The 18,191-nt window shown below is 46.0% G+C and carries 19 protein-coding genes, 1 pseudogene and 1 other annotated feature; of the genes and pseudogenes, 15 read left to right on the forward strand and 5 right to left on the reverse strand.

Annotated features, from left to right (window positions below; translation table 11 throughout):
* Nucleotides 1-147 precede the first annotated feature (147 nt).
* Both RCO25_RS31295 and RCO25_RS31300 read right to left on the reverse strand, forming a co-directional pair.
* A pseudogene (locus RCO25_RS31295) lies at nucleotides 148-1,183 on the reverse strand (IS630 family transposase); the annotation flags it as partial.
* An 84-nt stretch (nucleotides 1,184-1,267) separates the two neighbouring features.
* Complete coding sequence (locus RCO25_RS31300) at nucleotides 1,268-1,822, reverse strand: DNA-binding response regulator (RefSeq protein WP_308999992.1); 555 nt, start codon at nucleotides 1,820-1,822, stop codon at nucleotides 1,268-1,270.
* A 487-nt stretch (nucleotides 1,823-2,309) separates the two neighbouring features.
* Between RCO25_RS31300 and spoIIGA the strand changes: the two genes are divergently transcribed.
* The 3 genes from spoIIGA (at nucleotide 2,310) to sigG (ending at nucleotide 4,874) form a co-directional block, all read left to right on the forward strand.
* Nucleotides 2,310-3,227 (forward strand): sigma-E processing peptidase SpoIIGA, encoded by a 918-nt coding sequence (gene spoIIGA / locus RCO25_RS31305; RefSeq protein WP_308999993.1) that lies wholly within the window; start codon nucleotides 2,310-2,312, stop codon nucleotides 3,225-3,227.
* A 38-nt stretch (nucleotides 3,228-3,265) separates the two neighbouring features.
* Nucleotides 3,266-3,988, forward strand: coding sequence for an RNA polymerase sporulation sigma factor SigE (gene sigE, locus RCO25_RS31310; protein WP_053375506.1), 723 nt, complete (start codon nucleotides 3,266-3,268; stop codon nucleotides 3,986-3,988).
* Nucleotides 3,989-4,091: 103 nt separating this feature from the next.
* Nucleotides 4,092-4,874, forward strand: a complete 783-nt coding sequence (gene sigG / locus RCO25_RS31315) for an RNA polymerase sporulation sigma factor SigG (protein WP_308999994.1) — start codon at nucleotides 4,092-4,094, stop codon at nucleotides 4,872-4,874.
* Between the two features lie 53 nt (nucleotides 4,875-4,927).
* On the opposite strand, the gene RCO25_RS31320 is transcribed toward sigG, so the two are convergent.
* Both RCO25_RS31320 and RCO25_RS31325 read right to left on the reverse strand, forming a co-directional pair.
* Nucleotides 4,928-5,356, reverse strand: a complete 429-nt coding sequence (locus RCO25_RS31320; protein WP_308999995.1) for a DUF3995 domain-containing protein — start codon at nucleotides 5,354-5,356, stop codon at nucleotides 4,928-4,930.
* A 20-nt stretch (nucleotides 5,357-5,376) separates the two neighbouring features.
* Nucleotides 5,377-5,940 carry a TetR/AcrR family transcriptional regulator gene (locus tag RCO25_RS31325; RefSeq protein ID WP_308999996.1) on the reverse strand — a complete coding sequence of 188 codons (564 nt, stop codon included), beginning with the start codon at nucleotides 5,938-5,940 and terminating at the stop codon, nucleotides 5,377-5,379.
* A gap of 223 nt (nucleotides 5,941-6,163) precedes the next feature.
* On the opposite strand from RCO25_RS31325, the gene RCO25_RS31330 reads away from it, so the two are divergent.
* The 9 genes from RCO25_RS31330 (at nucleotide 6,164) to RCO25_RS31370 (ending at nucleotide 14,266) form a co-directional block, all read left to right on the forward strand.
* Nucleotides 6,164-6,445 (forward strand): YlmC/YmxH family sporulation protein, encoded by a 282-nt coding sequence (locus RCO25_RS31330; RefSeq protein ID WP_053375508.1) that lies wholly within the window; start codon nucleotides 6,164-6,166, stop codon nucleotides 6,443-6,445.
* Between the two features lie 98 nt (nucleotides 6,446-6,543).
* On the forward strand, nucleotides 6,544-7,395 hold the full coding sequence (gene pgeF / locus RCO25_RS31335) for a peptidoglycan editing factor PgeF (RefSeq protein ID WP_308999997.1): 852 nt from the start codon (nucleotides 6,544-6,546) through the stop codon (nucleotides 7,393-7,395).
* Nucleotides 7,396-7,398: 3 nt separating this feature from the next.
* Nucleotides 7,399-8,118 carry a YggS family pyridoxal phosphate-dependent enzyme gene (locus RCO25_RS31340; protein WP_308999998.1) on the forward strand — a complete coding sequence of 240 codons (720 nt, stop codon included), beginning with the start codon at nucleotides 7,399-7,401 and terminating at the stop codon, nucleotides 8,116-8,118.
* Nucleotides 8,119-8,121: 3 nt separating this feature from the next.
* Complete coding sequence (locus RCO25_RS31345) at nucleotides 8,122-8,571, forward strand: cell division protein SepF (protein ID WP_308999999.1); 450 nt, start codon at nucleotides 8,122-8,124, stop codon at nucleotides 8,569-8,571.
* A gap of 10 nt (nucleotides 8,572-8,581) precedes the next feature.
* Nucleotides 8,582-8,848 (forward strand): YggT family protein, encoded by a 267-nt coding sequence (locus RCO25_RS31350; RefSeq protein ID WP_309000000.1) that lies wholly within the window; start codon nucleotides 8,582-8,584, stop codon nucleotides 8,846-8,848.
* Nucleotides 8,849-8,862: 14 nt separating this feature from the next.
* On the forward strand, nucleotides 8,863-9,645 hold the full coding sequence (locus RCO25_RS31355; RefSeq protein ID WP_309000001.1) for a YlmH family RNA-binding protein: 783 nt from the start codon (nucleotides 8,863-8,865) through the stop codon (nucleotides 9,643-9,645).
* A 102-nt stretch (nucleotides 9,646-9,747) separates the two neighbouring features.
* Nucleotides 9,748-10,260, forward strand: coding sequence for a DivIVA domain-containing protein (locus RCO25_RS31360; RefSeq protein ID WP_309000002.1), 513 nt, complete (start codon nucleotides 9,748-9,750; stop codon nucleotides 10,258-10,260).
* Nucleotides 10,261-10,339: 79 nt separating this feature from the next.
* Nucleotides 10,340-10,638: a binding site (T-box leader), on the forward strand.
* Nucleotides 10,639-10,684: 46 nt separating this feature from the next.
* Nucleotides 10,685-13,783, forward strand: a complete 3,099-nt coding sequence (ileS, locus tag RCO25_RS31365; protein ID WP_309000003.1) for an isoleucine--tRNA ligase — start codon at nucleotides 10,685-10,687, stop codon at nucleotides 13,781-13,783.
* A 144-nt stretch (nucleotides 13,784-13,927) separates the two neighbouring features.
* A complete protein-coding gene (locus tag RCO25_RS31370) occupies nucleotides 13,928-14,266 on the forward strand; it encodes a DUF5665 domain-containing protein (RefSeq protein ID WP_309000004.1) in 339 nt (112 codons plus the stop codon).
* On the opposite strand, the gene RCO25_RS31375 is transcribed toward RCO25_RS31370, so the two are convergent.
* On the reverse strand, nucleotides 14,267-14,998 hold the full coding sequence (locus RCO25_RS31375; protein WP_309000005.1) for a TraR/DksA C4-type zinc finger protein: 732 nt from the start codon (nucleotides 14,996-14,998) through the stop codon (nucleotides 14,267-14,269).
* Between the two features lie 228 nt (nucleotides 14,999-15,226).
* On the opposite strand from RCO25_RS31375, the gene lspA reads away from it, so the two are divergent.
* The 3 genes from lspA (at nucleotide 15,227) to RCO25_RS31390 (ending at nucleotide 18,013) form a co-directional block, all read left to right on the forward strand.
* Entirely contained in the window at nucleotides 15,227-15,748 is a 522-nt protein-coding gene (gene lspA, locus RCO25_RS31380; RefSeq protein WP_309000006.1) for a signal peptidase II, read from the forward strand.
* Nucleotides 15,729-16,667, forward strand: coding sequence for an RluA family pseudouridine synthase (locus RCO25_RS31385; RefSeq protein WP_309000007.1), 939 nt, complete (start codon nucleotides 15,729-15,731; stop codon nucleotides 16,665-16,667). The genes lspA and RCO25_RS31385 overlap by 20 nt, the downstream gene beginning before the upstream one ends.
* A gap of 110 nt (nucleotides 16,668-16,777) precedes the next feature.
* Nucleotides 16,778-18,013 carry an LL-diaminopimelate aminotransferase gene (locus RCO25_RS31390; protein ID WP_309000008.1) on the forward strand — a complete coding sequence of 412 codons (1,236 nt, stop codon included), beginning with the start codon at nucleotides 16,778-16,780 and terminating at the stop codon, nucleotides 18,011-18,013.
* The last annotated feature ends 178 nt before the right edge of the window (nucleotides 18,014-18,191 follow it).

Below are 18,191 nucleotides of genomic sequence, written 5' to 3' on the forward strand. Positions count from 1 at the left end.
GCAACAACCGCAAACAAAAAACTTTCAAAATTGATTAAAAGTCAACTCCAACAATGGATCGCCGGCTTACCTAGCTACCTCAAGGCTTACCTGTCGATTCCTAGCTGCGAAGTTTGAGTAAAGAAGTTCTACTATTCTATCTGACTCCATGCGAACACAGAGGCGGTCAATAATGAGTTGAGGATCCTTCATGACGGAATCCATGAAAGAGTGAACGTTGTTCCGGATTTCTGCAACGGTATGGTAGAAGACGTTGTTGATGACATCACTTTTAAGCCACTTCCAGAGCCCTTCCACAATATTGAACTCCGGGCTGTACGGTGGAAGAAAGACCAAGGTGAGTCGCTTGTTTGCACTTAAAAATGGTTCAAGCAACTTAGCGTGATGGATGCGGGCATTATCCAGAACCATCGTAATCGTTCCCGAAGGATAAGCGTTTATCACCTTGTTCAAGAAAGTTAGAAACGTTTCTGCCGTGTATGCTTCATCTTCGTGCCAGACGATCTTTCCGCTGCAGTAGTCGACGGTCGATAGCAGCTTTAAGCCGCGATGCTTACCTGTTGTTTGAATCACCCGTTGCTTGCCCTTCTCAAACCACGTTCGTTGCAAGGCTTGATAATCGCGGATCATGCTCTCATCTTCAAACAAAAGATGATCAATTTCGCCATCTTCAACCCTTTTTTATGGCGGGAAACGTTTCTTCGACAAACTGTTTTTGTTTTTCAGGGTCTGCAGCGGCAAGGACATAGGTAGGCTTCGTATAGCTCATATCCATATGCTCCATGAGTTTGGAGACGCCACGTAAGGAGTACTGACATCCATACGTACGCTCGATGTAATCGGCAATAAGTTTCAACGTCCAATTGAATCTGGCGGTGAAGCCGACATCTGCTGGTACTTGGTTGACAATGACACGCTTTAACTCATCCCGTTGATCTTTCGTCAGTCGCGAGGTTCGCCCTGGCGAGAATTGCATAATGAGACCCGAAAACCCTTCTTTTTCGTAGGCATGGATGTATTTGCGGATGGTTTTCTCCGAACGACACGTAATGGTTGCGATTTCTCTTACAGGCATACCCTTTAACCGTAACCGAACGATCTGAAGTCGTTCATACATGCGACGATCCTTCGTCGATTTCATGCGTTCTTCCACTCGTGTAATAGCTTCTTTGTTTTCCATCACGTTCACCGCCTTAACAAGGGTATTTCTAAGTTCGACGGTGACGATGTGAATACCTGTTTAATACTGGAAAGTCAATAATTCAATCTATATAGGTTGATGTTCTGGGTTTATTTTGTAGCTGCGGATTCTTTTTGTGCCTTTGCCTGCCGGAAGCAGCAGTTGCCGCATTACCATACCGTGCAGCAGCCTTTGAGCATCGCGTTTTTTGATTCTAAGAAGCTGAATGACGTCGGACGGCCGGATTTGCGCGTGAGATTCTACTGCGTATTTTAATATTTCTTGCTGCAGGAAAATTTCTGCACTCACTTCTTCTTTTCTGCCAATTAAACTTCTGCCGAGAAATTGTTGAAGTAGATGCTGGCAAATGTGTGGTTTTTCCTTAATGTCGTCGTAGGAGAACCGTAAAAGCTTCCAACCATCTAGGATTAGATGATTTTGCCTCATCAAAGAATCAGAGAACTCCCCGCGGGTAATCTCAGTCGAATGTGTTCGAAAACCATCAATTTCAATAACAAGCCGCAGGTCGGCTTTTAAATAAGCAAAATCTAAATATCTTACTCCGTCACGGAAATCGGCAATTTCATACCCGGGATACAATCCGTCCAATTCCTGAAATGCAGGATACCAAACGGCTTCCAAAAAAAGCTTTTCAACATGTCCAAGTCCGTGCTCCAGTCTCCGTTAGTTCTCACCCTTACGCTCCATCAGATGCAAGTTCAGCCAATATTCGTATTGCTCTTGAAATGACAACTTATCAACCTCCCCGGTAAAATACAAAACACCGCATACTGCGGGAGAGACTTATCCCGAGTAAGCGGTGTTCTTCACAGCTTTTCATCTATACAAAATCATAATCTATATTAAAGCGTTGGACAAGCTGCGATTTCAAAAAGATTGCAGATTCAGCAGCAATAAATCCGTATCTTAACATGTTCCATATCAATAGATATATTTTACAGCAGCCAAAGGCTTGGCGGTTTTTATACTCCTGCTCGACAAAAAAAGATATGTCATGCTGTCATGAATAGACAGACTTTGAAATAGGATTTTAATATACTAGTCTCAATCGTTCTCTCGGGTGCCGGCTGCAGGCCCGTTAACCGCCAGTTGCAGGAAGGTGACCGAAGTGGCTATTTATGTGGATATTATGTTTTTGCGAGAGCTGCTTGTTGACGGCGCTATTCTATCAACTACCGCGTGGGCACGACATCTGAAACCAAGGCCTTGGCGGGTGTTAGTGGCATCTTCTGTCGGAGCTTGTTATGTCGTTTTGATGTTTTTTCCGCAATTAACTTTTTTATTCACGTTTGCCGTAAAGGTCGCCATGTCGTTTTTAATTGTGTGGATTGCTTTCGGTTTCGCGTCTATCCAGCACTTTATAAGAAATATTGCAGCGTTCTATGCGGTTAATTTTGTCGCTGCTGGTGCAGTGCTAGGGCTTTATTATTTGTTCATGCAAGGGTCTGGAAAGGTTTGGAAAACGATTGCTTTCGTCAACGGGAATATGCACGTGGAGCTCAAGATGGGACTGTTTTATTTGGTTGCTGCGTTTTGTATCGGGCTGTATATATACCGTACCGTCTTGACGCAAAAAAGAGAACGGGAGCTGGTGCAAACTCATTTAGCAGAGGTGAAAGTTACGATTGGAGAACGGATTCAAACCTGCGTTGGCCTGGTAGACACCGGCAATCAGCTTTATGATCCGTTAACCCGGACGCCGGTTATGGTGATGGAAGCATCCTTATGGCAAGATGATTTGCCCGAGTCGTGGTTGAAAAGCATACGAGATGCACAAGTAGATCGTCTTGTAGCGGGAATGGATGAACAACCCTTTGTGTGGCAAGACCGGCTTCGTCTCGTTCCATTCAGAGGTGTCAACCGAGGATCACAGTTCATGCTAGCGATAAAGCCGGATGCGGTCGAGATTACTAGGGAAGGACAAGTTTTTGAAACGCGGAAGGTGCTTATCGGGCTGGACGGCGGAAAGCTAACGTCTGATGGGGCATATCGAGCCATTATCCATCCGTCTATGGTACAACAATAAAGTACGTATGCTCATACAAACGAGGAGGGATGGGCCAGATGCTCGTCAAATACAAATTGATCCTTCAGTTATATTATTATCGTATTATGTTTTTATTCGGATTAAAAAGTGAAGAGATTTATTATATTGGAGGCAGTGAAGCGCTTCCACCTCCCCTTACGCGCGAAGAGGAAGAATATTTGCTGGAAAAGCTGCCTACGGGCGATACGGCCATTCGTGCCATGCTCATCGAACGAAATTTAAGACTAGTTGTATACATTGCTCGTAAGTTTGAAAATACGGGCATTCATATCGAAGATCTCGTATCAATTGGCGCGATTGGTCTCATCAAGGCGGTTAACACGTTTGATCCTGAAAAAAAGATTAAGCTTGCAACCTACGCCTCGCGTTGTATTGAAAATGAAATATTGATGTATTTGCGCCGCAACAGTAAGACTCGCACGGAAGTTTCGTTTGATGAACCGCTTAACATCGACTGGGATGGCAATGAACTTCTTTTGTCTGATGTGCTGGGAACGGAAAACGATACGATTTATCGTAATATTGAGGAACAGGTTGACCGTAAGCTCCTCCATAAAGCGTTAGATAAGCTGTCTGAACGTGAGCGGATTATTATGGAGCTTCGCTTTGGACTTGCGGACGGAGAAGAAAAAACGCAAAAGGATGTTGCGGATCTTTTGGGTATTTCGCAATCGTATATTTCCCGCTTGGAGAAGCGGATTATAAAAAGACTGCGAAAAGAATTTAATAAAATGGTCTAAGTCCACACCCAGCTTGCGGTTGTCGAATGATGTCGCATTAGGAATAAAAAGGCCTTCTCAGGAGATAATGTACATTAATGTTTCTCCTTGGGAGGTAATCACGTTGACCCGAAATAAAGTCGAGATCTGTGGAGTGGATACCGCGAAACTGCCTGTCCTAAATAATGTCGAAATGAGAGAATTGTTTACGGCATTGCAAACCCGCAACGAGTGGGCGGCAAGAGAGAAATTAGTAAACGGTAACCTACGGCTTGTGCTAAGCGTTATACAGCGGTTTAACAATAGGGGAGAATTTGTGGACGACTTATTTCAGGTCGGCTGCATTGGACTTATGAAGGCGATAGATAATTTCGACCTTGGCCAAAATGTCAAATTTTCCACCTATGCCGTACCGATGATTATCGGTGAAATACGCCGTTACTTGCGTGACAACAATCCTATTCGCGTATCGCGGAGCTTGAGGGATATTGCCTACAAAGCCCTCCAAGTCAGGGATAGCTTAACGAACAGAAATTCACGCGAGCCGACTATTTTTGAAATATCGGAAGCGTTGAATGTTCCGAAGGAAGATGTCGTATTTGCACTCGATGCCATTCAGGATCCGGTTTCATTATTTGAGCCCATTTATCACGATGGCGGAGATCCGATTTATGTGATGGATCAAATTAGTGACGAACGCAACAAGGATGTATCGTGGATCGAGGAAATTGCGCTGCGGGAAGCGATGCATAAGCTGAATGACCGGGAAAAAATGATATTGTCCATGCGCTTCTTTGAAGGTAAAACACAAATGGAGGTTGCCGATGAAATCGGCATCTCTCAAGCGCAGGTGTCACGGCTCGAAAAATCAGCTATTCAACAGATGCAAAAGCATGTCAAAACATAAAAAAAAACGGTGCCGTGAGGCACCGTTTTTTTTGTATGCAACTCAGGCCATGTCTAAGAAATAACCATCATCCAAGTCGTTAAGGCGCAGAGAAGCAAACATAACGGAGAGTAAAATAAGGTATCCATTCGTGCGAAAGGGGTATTTCGAATGCTTTTGAAAAAACCGAGTGTTTTGAATTCGCCCACCGCACGCAGCAAAAAAACTAAGGCGAGCGACCAGCCTGCGAAAGAGGGAAGCCATGACGGGCCTATAACGGGTATGACCCCGGCTTCCATAAGCAGCAATGCCGATGCAGCCCAGAAAATTAAAATAACGGCTGCGATTTCGATGCGCCCCGGTTTGAAGAACGGTGCCTTTGTATCGGTTCTTATCGGAACTGCGATTAAAAAACCTCCGCGGCCGCCAAACAACCAATACATATGGATGCAGCCGATAATGAACAGCACTGCGCTAACCAAACTCGCTAAAAGTATGTCCATACAAAATCCCTCCGTTAGGATTAAAGTGATTTTTCAATCATAGGCATTAGCAGGCCAATCTGCTTTTCTGATTCTTGCTTTGACAGAATTCGGTACTTATTGCGCTCATACCAGCCTAAATAATAGCTATAAATCAGCTCAGAGCTGTTAAGGGCCTGTTCAGCGGAAAAGCCGCATTCTACAAGCAAACCACTCATGTAGTCAAGGCGCTGCTGCTCTATTTGGAATAAGAGCTCAGCATAAAAAGGCTCGGTGGCTCCTAATTTGCGCAAATAGTACACAAAGTCCTTCAATTCTACGGAGCTGAACATAAGGATGAGCAAATGGCGAACTCTCTGCTGTGGCTGTAATGCTTGATGCTGTTCGATATGCGCGATGATTGACGTCGTAGCAATCTCCTGCCAATGCTCAATGATACGTTTTACGAATGCTGATCGATTTTTAAAATACCAGTAAAAGCTGGTTTTACTGCTGCCAAGCAGCTTTGCCAGCTGCTCGACCACAAGAGCTTCGACGCCTCCGTCTGCAAATTTCTGAAGGCCGAGTTTAATCCAATCGAGCTCCGTAGCAACAAGTTTGGGCATTTAATCCTCCTTGAAAATTGATAATTATTGTACGCTTCCGTACATAAACCTTAACACAAATAAAGGAGGATGAAAAGTATTGTACGCAATCGTACATTAAATGTTCGTAATTCTAAATTAGAAGCGCGTTTTTTTAATAAGAAGGACATTTTAGGCAAATTACTCATATAGTTATAGGAGAGATAAACGGACGATCACTCTACTTGAAAAGTGGTGAACGGAAATGAAAATATCTGATTTTCAGACGAAAGACGTAATCAATATCGTTGACGGCAAAAAGCTGGGTCAAATTAGCGACTTAGAGCTTGATTTGCGGCAAGGGCGCATTGATTCTATCGTTGTGCCTCAATTTACAAAGTTTTTGGGCATGTTTGGCGGGGGTGGTACGGAGGTCGTTATTCCTTGGCGGAATATCGTTAAAATTGGCGCGGATGTCGTACTTGTTCGCATGGATGATACGAAACAGCTGCGTGCGGAAGAAGATGATTTGCACGCTCGTTCATAACACGATAAACTGTGTCTAGTTGGTTTGCTATGCAAACTAAACCGTTGGCTTAGGATGTTGGTTTGCAAAGTGAACCTTTAAATAGAGGTGGGAGCGGAATGGAAGCTTTTGAACAAAAATTATTAGCGAAGGGGCCTTCGCTTTTTTTATTGTCGGAATGGAATAATCGATTTGGCCGGATGACTGCCGGCTTTACGGGACGAAATGGGGGAACAAGCGGCGCTCCTTGGGCTTCTTTAAATATGGGCTTGCATGTTGGGGATCAGGATCAAGCCGTAATTGACAATCGGAGACGGTTAACGGATGCAATTGGCTGGGATTTTGAGGCTTGGACCTGCGCCGAGCAGGTGCATGGGAATCTCGTTCATCAAGTGACGGCAGCGGATAAAGGCCGCGGTAAAGAAACCTTGGACGATGTACTTAAGGATTGCGACGCGATTATGACGGATGTGCCTGGGGTTCTTCTAGCCTCCTTTTATGCTGACTGCGTTCCGCTGTATTTCTTTGACCCTGAGCATGAGGTCATAGCGCTTGCTCATGCCGGATGGAAGGGAACAGTGCAGCAAATAGCCGTGAAAACGGTACAAGCGATGGCTAGGGCGTACGGATCAGACCCGAATGAAATCATGGCTGCGATAGGTCCATCTATCGGCAGCTGCTGCTACGAGGTTGATGGCCCTGTTATAAACCAAGTACAGCAGCTATTGTCGGAGCTTGGAATAGCGGGTGAGGCCGCTGATCGGATGCTAAAGCAGGGTGGTAACGGCAAGGCGAACTTGGACTTGAAAGAAATAAACCGACAGATTATGATAAAAGCAGGAATTTTGCCGATACGTATCGAATTAACACAGTGGTGCACTGGATGCAGACGGGATTTGTTCTTTTCCCATCGCAAAGAAGGTGGCTTGACGGGCCGAATGGCCAGTTGGATCGGCATTCGGGAGAGGTGAAGCATGCCATATACATTTGAGGATAGAATAAAGCTCGTAGAAGATCGAATCATGAAAGCTTGCGAGCGTTCAGGACGCAGAAGAAATGAAGTGCAAATCATAGCCGTCACTAAATATGTTTCTCTGGATATGACGAAATCGGCCCTGGAGCACGGCTTTCACCATCTAGGTGAAAACAGGTGGCAGGATGCGCAGGAAAAATGGGAAACGATTAGTGAGCAGGTTGATTCGGAAGCCGACAATCAACCTATCTGGCATTTTATCGGTTCATTGCAATCGAATAAGGTAAAGGACGTCATTGGGAAATTTACATACATGCATTCGTTGGACAGGCTGTCACTCGCCGAGGCGATTGACAAACGAGCGTCGCAGCTCGGGATTACCGTGCCTTGCTTCATTCAAGTAAACGTCTCTGGGGAGAATACGAAGCAAGGAATTTCTCCAGAGGAACTTGTGCCATTTGTAGCGCAGCTGTCACGATGCAAGTCGATTAATCCAATTGGCTTAATGACGATGGCGCCTTTTGAAGCGGAACCCGAGCAAACAAGACCGGTCTTCAAAGCATTGCGCGAGCTGCGCGATGAGATGCAGAAGAAATCTGAGCATGGAAGCACCATCACCCAGTTATCTATGGGGATGTCGAATGATTTTGAAGTAGCAATCGAAGAAGGGGCGACATGGATCCGTCTGGGCACGATATTAGTGGGGAAAGAGGAGGAATAAAGGATGAGTGTCATGAACCGCTTTATGAGCTTTCTCGGCTTGCAGGAGGAAGAAGAAGTCGTAGAGAGAGAACGAGTTGTACAGCAGGAAGAACAAGAAGCTGAAACTTCTCCCTTCGAAGCACGTAAAAACACAAAGAGCAATAATGTCGTCAGCATTCACTCACAGAAAAATGTCCGTGTGGTGCTTAGTGAGCCCCGTTCTTATGACGAAGCACAAGAAATTGCGGACCATTTGCGTTCACGCCGAGCTGTCATTGTGAATTTGCAGCGCGTTCGCAGTGATCTAGCCGTTCGGATTGTTGATTTCCTAAGCGGCACAGTGTACGCTTTAAACGGGAGCATCTCTAAGCTAGGTCCTAACATTTTTCTTTGCACGCCGGATTCAGTGGAAATCCAAGGCGCGATAACGGAAATGCTGGCGGAGGAGAACGACTACAACAAAATGAGGTGACCTTGAGTTAATGAATGAAGTTTATAGCATTATTAAACTAGTCCAGCAAATCTACACATTTATGATTATCGGTTACGTGCTGCTTTCTTGGCTGCCGACTGCCCGGGAGAGCTTCATCGGGGTATTTTTGGGCAAGCTGGTAGAACCGTACTTAGGCATTTTCAGAAGATTTATACCGCCAATCGGAGGAATGCTTGACCTATCTCCGATCCTTGCTGTATTCGCGCTTCAGTTTGTAGCAGCAGGCTTAATCGCGGTATTCGATTTTTTTATTTAAAGGAATGATTTCGCATGAAACAAGGCATATATGATCATTTCCATCCCGACGAGAAATCTTTTGTCGATCGGGCTGAGGAATGGATTGAGCGGTCCGCACAGCAGCATGAGCTGAAGCGGACCGATTTTTTAGACCCGAGACAAGCACAAATATTAACCATTTTGGCAAATCGTAACACTGATGTTACCGTACGCTTTGATGGCGGATATGAGCAGGCAGAGCGGAAACGCGCGATTATTGGACCGGATTATCGTAATTTGGACGATGAAGAAGCAGGAATATCCGTTTTAGCCGTTAATGGACCGGGACAGGCTCAGCTTGAGCTGGACCATGGCGATTTTTTGGGTGCCTTACTTGGACTCGGCATTAAACGCGATCGAATTGGCGACATCCATGTACATGAACAGTTTTGTCATATCGTCGTCATGGATGAAATAGCGGATTACTTGAATATCCATTTGAGACAGGTTCATCGGATAAGCGTCTTAACCGATATCATTCCATTGTCTGAGCTGAAACCGGTTGTTCCAAAGCTGGAGGAAATGAGCTTATCCGTCGCTTCCATGAGGCTCGATGGCATCGCGAGCGATGTTTACCGGATCAGCCGTTCCAAAATTGTTGATCCGATTCGCGCAGGCAGATGCCGTGTGAACTGGAAATCGGAGGAGGATCCTTCCGAGCAGCTTCGTGCCGGTGATGTTGTTTCTTTCAAAGGATTTGGTCGGTTTAAGGTGCTAGAAGTGGACGGCGTGACAAAAAAAGGCAGAATTCGAGTCCGGATTGGTAAATTTATTTAATCCATTGCAGGAATCTCCCTTTAGTTGTCGAAATTGTTCTCATTAAATCGTGTAATTCGGTTACGGTTGCTAGGGTCATAAATATCATGAGGAGGTGCGCCAATGCCGTTATCGCCATTGGACATACATAACAAAGAGTTTGGCCGGAGATTACGCGGCTATGACGAGGATGAAGTTAACGAATTTCTTGATCAAGTCATAAAAGACTATGAATCGCTGATTCGTGAAAATAAAGAGCTGCAAAATCAGCTGCTTGGCCTGCAGGAAAGATTAAACCATTTTACGAACATTGAAGAAACGCTCAGCAAAACGATTATTGTGGCGCAGGAAGCGGCTGACGAAGTAAGAAGCAACGCGAAGAAGGAAGCTCAATTGATCATTAAGGAATCGGAGAAAAATGCGGACCGTATCATTAATGATTCATTAGCGAAATCCCGCAAGGTATCGCTTGAGGTCGAGGAGCTTAAAAAACAAGCTTCTGTCTACCGTGCTCGTTTCCGTACACTCGTAGAAGCGCAGCTTGAACTGCTTACCGTTGATGGCTGGGATACGCTTGAGCCGCAGCAATCGAGGCAATCGGAGAGGCAATCGGAACATGAGCTTACACGCGGTTAGAAATTTAATAATTAGACGAATCGACATTTGACATTTAGCCTGTCGATACGCTATAACTAATAGTAATTAACTAATGATCTAAACTTCGTTGAAGAGAACGAGTACGTTTTAAGTTCACTCCTCAGAGAGCCGGCGGCAGCTGAAAGCCCGGTGTGTGAGCTATTGCGGAATATCCTCTCTGAGAAGCGGCGCCGAACCTGCGAGAGCAGCAGTAAGTGCTGACGGCCGTCCCCCGTTACAGGGAACGCGAGCAAATTGTTCGCGACTAAGGTGCCGCATGAAGCGCAGCTGAGCTGTTTTCTTCATATTGCTTGCTTTCCAGATTTTGGGAGCATGCGCGGAACAAGGGTGGTAACGCGACTAAGCCTCGTCCCTTCTCATAGGGATGAGGCTTTATTTTTGTTTAAAACAGGAGGCTGGAAAGATGCAACGCGTAGATGTAAAGGAACGTGCCCGCAGCCGCGAAATGCGTGTGCTGGAGCAATGGAAGACAGATGATACGTTTAAAAAATCGATTTCAAACCGGGAAGGTAAACCGAATTTTGTGTTTTATGAAGGGCCCCCAACCGCGAATGGTGCACCGCATATCGGTCATGTGCTTGGCCGCGTAATCAAGGATTTTATTTGCCGCTACAAAACAATGGCTGGTTACCGCGTCATCCGTAAAGCAGGTTGGGATACGCATGGCCTACCAGTAGAACTGGGTGTGGAGAAGCAGCTCGGTATTTCCGGTAAGCAAGAAATCGAAGATTACGGCGTAGAGAAGTTCGTGAAAAAATGCAAAGACAGTGTGTTTGAATATGAGAAGCAGTGGCGCGAGCTTACGGAAGCAATCGCTTATTGGACGGATTTAGACAATCCCTACATCACGCTCAAAAATGAATATATCGAAAGTGTTTGGCATATTTTATCGACGATTCACGGGAAGGGCTTACTGTATCGCGGACATCGCGTTAGTCCTTATTGTCCGGACTGCCAAACCACTCTTAGTTCGCATGAGGTTGCACAGGGCTATGAGGATGTCAAGGATTTAAGCGCGACTGCGAAGTTTAAGCTTACTGCATCCGGAGAATTCATCCTTGCTTGGACAACGACGCCTTGGACGCTGCCGGCTAACGTTGCGCTAGCCGTTAATCCAGAGCTCGACTACATCCGTGCCTCCAAAAACGGCGAAGTCTATATCGTTGCTCAAAATTTAGCCGAAACCGTTCTAAAGGATGAGTATGAAGTTTTATCCGTTGTGAAAGGTGCTGAGCTTGTCGGTCTTACCTATGAACCGCCATTTAATTATGTGGCAATCGAGAAGGGGCATATCGTCATTGCAGGCGATTTCGTCAGCGATACGAGCGGAACAGGTATTGTACACATCGCGCCTGCGCACGGAGAAGACGATTACCGAGTTTCCCGTGATAATGGAATTAGCATGCTTAGCGTCGTTGATTTAGCTGGCCGCTACGTTGCGGAAGTAACGGACTTCGCTGGCCGTTTTGTCAAAGACAGCGAGCTTGATATCGATATCGTCAAAAATCTAAGCGAACGCGGGCTGCTGTATTCGAAAGAACGTTACGAGCACAGCTATCCGTTCTGCTGGCGCTGCAAAACGCCATTGATTTATTACGCAATGGAGAGCTGGTTTATCAAAACTACTGCCGTTAAGGATCAACTGATCGCTAACAACAACAGCGTAGATTGGTACCCGGGACATATTCGCGAAGGTCGTTTCGGCAAGTTTTTAGAGGATTTGGTGGACTGGAACATCAGCCGTAACCGCTACTGGGGTACGCCGCTAAACGTTTGGGTCTGTGATGTGACAGGCAAAGAGTACTCGCCTAGCAGCATTGCTGATTTGCGCGCGATGGCGATCGGCGATGTGCCAGAGGATATCGAGCTACACAAGCCGTATGTTGACGGTATTAAGCTGAAATCGCCGTTTGCGGAAGGTGCTGAAATGACGCGCACTCCTGAAGTAATCGATGTATGGTTCGACAGCGGCTCCATGCCTTTTGCTCAGCATCATCATCCGTTCGAGAATGAGCAGCAATTCGCTGAGCAATACCCAGCAGACATCATCTGCGAAGGTATCGACCAGACGCGCGGCTGGTTCTACAGCTTGCTGGCAGTATCCACGCTCTATAACGGTAAAGCGCCGTATAAAGCGGTCATCTCGACAGGACATATTTTAGATGAAAACGGCCAGAAGATGTCGAAGTCAAAAGGGAATGTTATCGATCCTTGGGAAATCATTAACGAGTACGGAACAGATGCGTTCCGCTGGGCTTTGCTGGCTGACAGCGCGCCTTGGAACAGCAAACGTTTCTCACGCGGAATTGTTGGCGAAGCGAAGTCGAAGGTGATCGACACGATCGTAAATACGCATGCATTTTTTGCTTTGTATGCATCAATCGATGGTTTCGACTATACACAGCATGAGGAAACGAAGTCTGATAACAAGCTGGATCGCTGGATTATTTCACGCTTGAACAGCTTAATCAATACCGTGAATAAAGGGCTTGAAGTCAATGATTTCCTTAACCCGGCAAAATCCATCGAAATCTTCGTTGATGAGCTGAGTAACTGGTACATCCGCCGCTCGCGTGACCGTTTCTGGGGAAGCGGCCTGACGGCTGATAAATTAACTGCCTACCAAACATTACGCAGCGTGCTGCTGACATTATCGCGCCTGATTGCTCCTTATGCACCTTTATTGGCAGAAGAGGTATACGGCAACCTTGGCGGTTCGGGAAGCGTGCATTTGGATGATTATCCGAAAGCGGATGAAGCCGCAATTGACGAGACGCTTGAGCGCGATATGGAAAGCGCGAAGCAAATCGTAGAGCTAGCCCGTAATGTTCGTAACGAAACAGGCATTAAGACGCGCCAGCCTTTATCGGAGCTTATCGTTTCACTGGACCGGGATTTTAACGTGGCGGATTACGAGGATATCGTAAAGGACGAAATTAACGTAAAAGCGATAACGGTTCAAAATTCAGACAGCGGCTTCGTTGATTTTACGCTCAAGCTGAATCTGAAGGTTGCTGGCAAAAAATACGGTAAATACGTTGGCCCAATTCAAGCACAGCTTAAAGGCTTGGACGCTGATCAAACCCGCAGCATCGTAAATGGCGGAAGCTTAGACTTTACGAGCCCAGACGGGGAACAGCTATCGATTGCTGTCGATGAGCTGCTGGTCGAGAAGCAGGCGAAATCAGGCTTTGCTTCTGCTTCAGGAAACGGCGTGACCGTCGCATTGAATACCGATATCACAGCTGAACTGGAACAAGAAGGCTGGGTACGTGAAGTTATTCGCGCCGTGCAGGATACTCGTAAGAAGCTGGACCTGCCGATTGAAAAAAGGATTGAGCTTGTGCTTGATGTTGATAGCGAGCTTAGAGCCGCGCTTAATGCATTTGAACAAGTGCTTCAAGATAACGTACTCGTTCAGACCGTAGCTTATGAAGCATTGCCGGAAATGGAAAAAGTTACGCTTGGCGATAAAGAAATAGGGATTTTCATCCGGGGTTAAGGATATAGTATAGAGGATAATTACACGCAAAAAAACGAGGCCGTCGCCTACCGGCTGCTGCAGCAAGCGACCGCAAGGTCGCGAAGCATGCAATGGCCGGAAGGTCTGGCCTCGTTTTATTGTTTGTCAAAGGGGATGCCTCGCATGAATACGAATGACCCGGAAGAGTCGAAAAATCCAAAAGAACTGCAAACCTCGCTTAGCTCTCTAGATAAGCGACTGCAAAAAATTGCTGCTGATTTGGAGCACACGCAAATTGCGGAATATGTCAATTTGCTAAACAGGCCAAGAACGCTTATTTGGAAAAACGTGCTTGCAGGAACGGCAAGAGGCGTTGGAATTGCGATAGGCTTTACCTTTTTTGCTGCGACGATCCTATATGTCCTTCGGATTCTAGGCGCTTTAAACCTTCCGATAATCGGCGATTATATTGCGGATATCGTTCGAATTGTTCAAATACAGCTCGAAGGCAAAACCTATTAATTACTTATTTTCGTCTGGATTTTCCGTCTCAAGGCCGTGATCGCCTTCACCCGTATCCATATAATGCATATATTCCCGGTTGCGGATGACAGAGACGTGTCGGCCTGTAATGTCGGTGGCGAGAAAGCTCTCGAGCGGCTCGACAAAGCCGTCATTCTCATAAGCATCAATGCCTACATGATCATAATCTGCTACATCGCGATTTTCGGACATTGCCGGCGAGTCCGCGTTACCAAACTGCTCGACGATTTGCCAAGCATCCTCACCGTCAAAGCCGTTATAGGAGTCCTGCTCATCCATGCTTGTCCGGCCAAAGGGATGATCAAGCACTAACTCTTCAACAGGCCTGCGCAGAGACAAATGCTGCCTTGGCGCATGCTCAATGCAATGCAGCGTATCTGGAACAGCATCGAGACGCTCAATCGGGATAGGCTCATTGCAGGTGGCGCAAATGCCATACGTCCCGTTGGCCATTGCTTGCAGTGCTGCATCAATTCGTATGAGATGGAGATCTTCCTGCTCAAGCAGGGCAACATCCTTCCCTCGTTCGTAAAGCTCAGTTGCGATGTCACCTGGATGATTGTCGATGGAACTTAGCTCACCGGTATCATCGCGCAGTGAATGGGATAATCCGTAATGATCGTTTTCAGCCAGCCGATGTTCGATGTCGCGCTTTTCGTCTAATAATCTGCTTTGCAGCAGATTAAAGTGTGCGTTTGTTGGAATTGTCATTTGAGCACCCTCCTTAGCAGGGAACATAATTGCTGTATTAGCTTTCACTGAAAAACAGGTTTTCAGTATGGGCTTCAATGGAAGAACGATTGCATGATGCTGGCTCTCATTTGGCTCGGTATGCTACAATTGACTGGCAATCACGAAATGGCTCGTGCAGTTTGCTGGGTTGGCGCGACGCATAAGTGTCAGCGAAACGTTGCTTCACAAAAAAATAGGAGTGATAAGATGCGTTTTTATTATTACTGGGTAGCGGTTTTGGTTTTTATCCTTGATTTTGTAACAAAGAGATTGATTGAATCCAAAATGGAAATCATGGAGCAAATAAGCGTTATCGGTAATTTTTTTCTCATTACATCGCATCGGAACCGTGGTGCAGCATTCGGTATTTTGCAAGAGCAGCGAGTTTTTTTCATTATCATCACCATCTTTATTGTTGCAGGCATCATTTGGTACATACAAGCGGTACGCAAATCGGCAAAGGCATGGCTTTTAGTCGGGCTTGGACTTGTGCTTGGCGGTGCGATCGGGAATTTTCTGGATCGGGCTCGTTACGGCGAGGTTGTTGATTTCCTGCAATTTAATTTTGGCAGCTATGAGTTCCCGATTTTTAACGTGGCGGATTCGGCAATCGTCTGTGGTGTAGCATTAATTCTTATAGACACCTTATTGTCTGCAAAAGATGATAAGAAACGTTCGCAAAATGGAGAGGACAAGGATCAAAACAATCATGAGCAGCAACCTGTATAATGAAGAATTGTTGGAATGGACAGCAGAGGCGGAGCAATCCGGCGAGCGCTTAGATAAGTTTGTAACAGACCAAATAGATGACCAGGCGGTATCAAGAACGCAAGTACAGGAATGGATCAAAGAAGGAGCCGTTCAGGTGGATGGCAAAGCGGCAAAAGCAAACCTAAAGATCGTCGAGGGTAATCATGTCGTACTTCAAATACCAGAACCAGAGGAAGCGGCAATCGTTCCTGAAAACATCCCGCTTGAGGTCATATACGAAGATTCGGATTTAATTGTCATTAATAAAAAACGCGGCATGGTCGTACACCCTGCTCCTGGACATTCTTCAGGAACGCTTGTAAATGCCCTCATGTACCATTGCAAGGATTTGTCTGGCATCAACGGGATGATTCGACCGGGTATTGTGCACCGTATCGATAAGGATACAACCGGATTATTGATGGCGGCAAAAAATGATCTTGCGCATATCTCGCTTGCCGAGCAATTGAAGGAGCATACCGTGACTCGCAAATACATCGCGCTTGTTCATGGCAATGTGCCCCATGATCAAGGGACGATCGACGCGCCGATCGGCCGTGACCTGAACGACCGAAAGCTGTTTACGGTAACTGATCACAATAGCAGACATGCCGTCACACATTTTCATGTGCTGGAACGCTTGGGAGACTACACGATAGTTGAGCTTCAGCTTGAAACAGGGCGTACGCATCAAATCCGCGTGCATATGAAATACATTGGCCATCCCCTTGCCGGTGACCCGGTCTATGGACGCAATAAGACCGTTGCTTTGAAGGGACAAGCTCTTCATGCTATGCTTTTAGGCTTTACGCATCCGCGGAGCGGTGAAAGACTGGAATTCGAGCAGCCTTTGCCTGCGGACTTTGAATATGTGCTTAGCAGTTTGCGCTCCAGATAAGCCAAACGTGCAAAAGTGCAAACTTTTCACCACTTTATTCATTATTTAGAGCTGAGAAGTACGTTATTCTAGTGAATATGTAAATGAAAAATAAGGATAGGTGACAAGAAATGACATCCATTAATCAAAATTATTTGGAGCTGCAAGGAAGCTACTTGTTTTCTGAAATTGCGAAACGCCGAACGAAATTTATTCAAGAAAATCCAAATGCCGAAATTATCAGCCTTGGAATTGGCGATGTAACGCGCGGCTTGCCTGACGCTGTTCTGAATGCTATGCACAGCGCGGTAGACGAGCTGGCTGTACCGGGATCATTCCGTGGTTACGGTCCGGAGCAAGGTTATGATTTCCTTATTAATGCGATTATCGAAAATGACTATAAAGCTCGCGGTATCGACATTGCTTCGAATGAAGTGTTTGTAAGCGATGGTTCGAAATGCGACGTCGGCAACATCCAAGAAATTTTCAGCGAAAACAGTATCGTAGCTGTTCAAGATCCTGTTTACCCTGTATATGTAGATACTAACGTAATGGCGGGACGCTCAGGTAAATACAACCAAGAGACGAAACGTTATGAGAATATTGCCTACTTGGAGTGCACAGCTGAAAACGACTTCAAACCAAGCTTGCCTGACCGTAAGGTTGATATCATTTACTTGTGCTATCCGAACAACCCGACAGGGATGACGCTGACGAAAGAAGAGCTTAAAGTATGGGTTGATTATGCAAAAGCAAACAACTGCATCATTCTTTATGATTCTGCTTACGAGGCATTTATCCAAGAAGAGGATGTTCCGCACAGCATTTATGAAATCGAAGGCGCTCGTGAAGTAGCCATTGAATTCCGCAGTTTCTCCAAAACAGCCGGTTTTACAGGCGTACGCTGCGCATATACTGTCGTTCCTCGTGAGCTTAAAGGCTTTGACGCTTCAGGAAATGAAGTATTGATCAACGATTTGTGGAATCGCCGTCACACGACTAAATTTAACGGTGTTTCCTACGTCACGCAGCGCGGTGCCGCTGCCATTTACTCAGCGGAAGGCAAAGAGCAAATCAAATCCTTGGTTGATTATTACATGACCAATGCAGCGATCATTCGCGATGGTTTGGCATCTCTGGGCTTAGAAGTGTTCGGCGGCGTTAACGCTCCTTACATTTGGCTGAAAACACCTAACGGCATGGATTCTTGGTCATTCTTCGATAAGCTTCTTACCGAAGCGAATATCGTGGGTACACCAGGCGTAGGCTTCGGACAAAGCGGCCAAGGTTATTTCCGCCTTACTGCATTCGGCAGCCGCGAAAATACAGAAAAAGCAGTTGAAAGAATTCGTAAGCTAAGCCTATAGTAACCAGCGCTATCCTCGTATAGCTCATCGGGATTGGTCCACAATAAGTACAAGCGGAAAAATTCGTTTTTACTTGACATCTAATGTCGAACGTGGGATAATTTCTATGATATACAGCAGTACCTTTAACTCAGTCCCGAGAGGCTGGCAAGGTAGCGTGAATAACAAGTCTATAGAA

This window comes from Paenibacillus sp. LHD-38, assembly GCF_031157315.1.
GTDB lineage: Bacteria > Bacillota > Bacilli > Paenibacillales > Paenibacillaceae > Pristimantibacillus.